At 65.4% G+C, this 2,226-nt stretch carries 2 protein-coding genes; both read right to left on the bottom strand.

What is annotated here, in order from left to right:
* Positions 1 to 1,790, bottom strand: a 1,790-nt coding sequence (locus tag Q8N40_RS02315; RefSeq protein ID WP_305710666.1) for a DUF1522 domain-containing protein, incomplete at its 3' end; no start/stop codon positions are given.
* A 268-nt stretch (positions 1,791 to 2,058) separates the two neighbouring features.
* A partial coding sequence (locus tag Q8N40_RS26650) for a flagellin (protein ID WP_371135592.1) occupies positions 2,059 to 2,226 on the bottom strand: 168 nt, incomplete at its 5' end.

The raw sequence follows: 2,226 nt of genomic DNA, 5'->3' as shown, positions 1-2,226 counted from the left end.
ACGAGGTTGCTGCGGACGGCCTGCGCCGCGCCATCGACGACCGGCGCCGAGGGGGTGGAGAAGCTCAACGAAGCGGTGATGCTGCCTCCGATGACACCGCCGGAAGCGACGGTGCCGAGGGTGGTGGAGGCGTAGTCGTTGGTCGCCGAGATCGTCAGCTTGCCGCCAGAATCGATGGTCGCGGTCTGGTTGTTGGCCAGCAGCTTGGCATTGAGCTGATCGAGGGTCTTGACCGTCGCGCCGGTGCCGTCGCCGAAAGTAACGTCGACCGCGGTGCCGCCGTTGAACGACGTAAAGGTAAGGGTCTTGCCGTTGATGCCGCCCGCGCCGGCGGCACGCGCCGCCGCGAAGCTGGTGTCGGTGCCGGTGGCGCCGGTGAGGCCGAGCACGGAGAGTGCGTTCCCCGTGCCGGTGATGGCCAGGTCGGCCGCCGTTCCGGTGCTGAGGTTGATGACGCCGCTGACATTGACCGACGAGGCGGTCTGACCGGTGGCCGCTGCAACCGTCGCCGCGCCGCTGGCGATGACCGCAGTGCGAACGCCGGTGGCAATATCGATCGCCTTCAGCGTGTCGGTGATGGTTGCCGACTGCAGGAACACCGTGGAGTTGCCGCTGCCGTCGGTGACGATGTTGCCGCTGACGCCGGAACCGGATGCAACGTTGGCAGCAAGCGGGGTCGGAGCGTTGCGGAAGGTGATGGTCTTGCCGTTGACGTTCAGCGTCGAACCGTCGGCGATCAGATTGCCGGCCGTCGCAGCGCTGGTGGTGCGAACCGCGGTCAGGGTGGTGGTGCCCGAACCGAGCGCGGTGGTGAGACCAAAGGCCTTGAGAAAGTCGGCCTTGCCGCTGACGTCGAGATCGCCACCGGTCGAGGTCCGCAGGCTGACCGCGCCGGCAGTGATCGAGGAGACGGTCTGGCCGGCGTTGGTCGCGGTGGTCGCGACGCCGGAGGCAATCGTCGATGACCGGACGCCGCTGGCGAGATCGATCGCCCGCAGAACGTCGCCGACCGTCGCGGTGGAGGTCGTCGAGCTGGCGCCGATATAGATGATCGAGTTGCCGTTGCCGTCGGTCGCGACGTTGGCAGCGCCGGCGTCGATGCCAAAGCCGGTCGGAGCCGAGGCCGCCGCGGGAGCCGCACCCGCCTTGAAGGTGATCGACTTGCCGTTGACGGTGAAGCTGTCGCCGTCGGCAACCGTCGCAGTTCCGAGGCCTGGAGAAGCGCCACCCGTATTGTTGAGCAGGGTAGCCGCGGTGATCGCGGCAGGCACGGTCGCGGTGTCATTGACCGCCGTTCCCGTCAGTACGCCGGAGAGACCGCCGAGGGTCAGGGCACCGCTCGCCGCGGTGACGCCGCCGGCAGCGCCGGAGTAGAGCACGTTGCTGGAGGCCGTTGCGCTGGTGAAGGACGTGGTGCCGCGCAGGTCGAGCGCGGTGGCGCCGGCGATGGTTGCCGAGACGTTGGACTTGGTCGAATAGCCGACCGTGGTCTGCAGCGCCTGGTTGGCGATCGACTTCGCGGTATCGACCAGCTTGGAGAGCGAGGTGATGCCGGTGTTGGCGGCCTGCAGAACCTGCACGCCGTTGCCGATGCCGTCGAGCAGGTTGCTGATGTCGCTGGCGCGGCCATCGAGCGACTGGGCGGTGAAGAAGTTGGTGGGATTGTCGAGCGCGGTATTCACTTTCTTGCCGGTCGAGAGGCGGCTCTGCGTGGTGGCGAGCAGATCGGCGGTCGACTGCAATGAAAGCAAATTCTGGCGGACGGAAGACGAAAGAACAATGCCGGACATCTGAGAACCCTCTGGATTGAAGAATGACTAAGGCGCCGTATGTTCCGGTCGGCGACATTGTCACATTCTTCCGTTATGGCTACCCAGTCGTTAAATTCATCATCCGTACAAATACGCAGAAATGAAAGCAGCGCCGATCAATCATGCGCAACTGCGCACGACGGCTGCAGCGGTCGAGGCGCGACGAACCGGCTTGGCTTCAATGGTTGAAACAAAAAAGACGGCGGGGTTTCCCCCGCCGCCTTGATCGTGGTCTTCGCGACCGAACTTAACGGAGCAGCTGTAGCACGCTCTGCTGGCTCTGGTTGGCCAGCGCCAGCGCGGACACCGCGATCGACTGGCGGGTCGACAGCGCCTGGCTGTTGGCCGCTACCTCTTTGGTGTCGGCCAGCGTCAGGTTGGACGAGCCGGTCTGCAGCACATTGATCAGGTTCTT

This window comes from Bradyrhizobium sp. (assembly GCF_030693485.1).
GTDB lineage: Bacteria > Pseudomonadota > Alphaproteobacteria > Rhizobiales > Xanthobacteraceae > Bradyrhizobium.
Note: the sequence above shows the minus strand (reverse complement) of the source record. Positions and strands in the feature narration are given on the sequence as shown.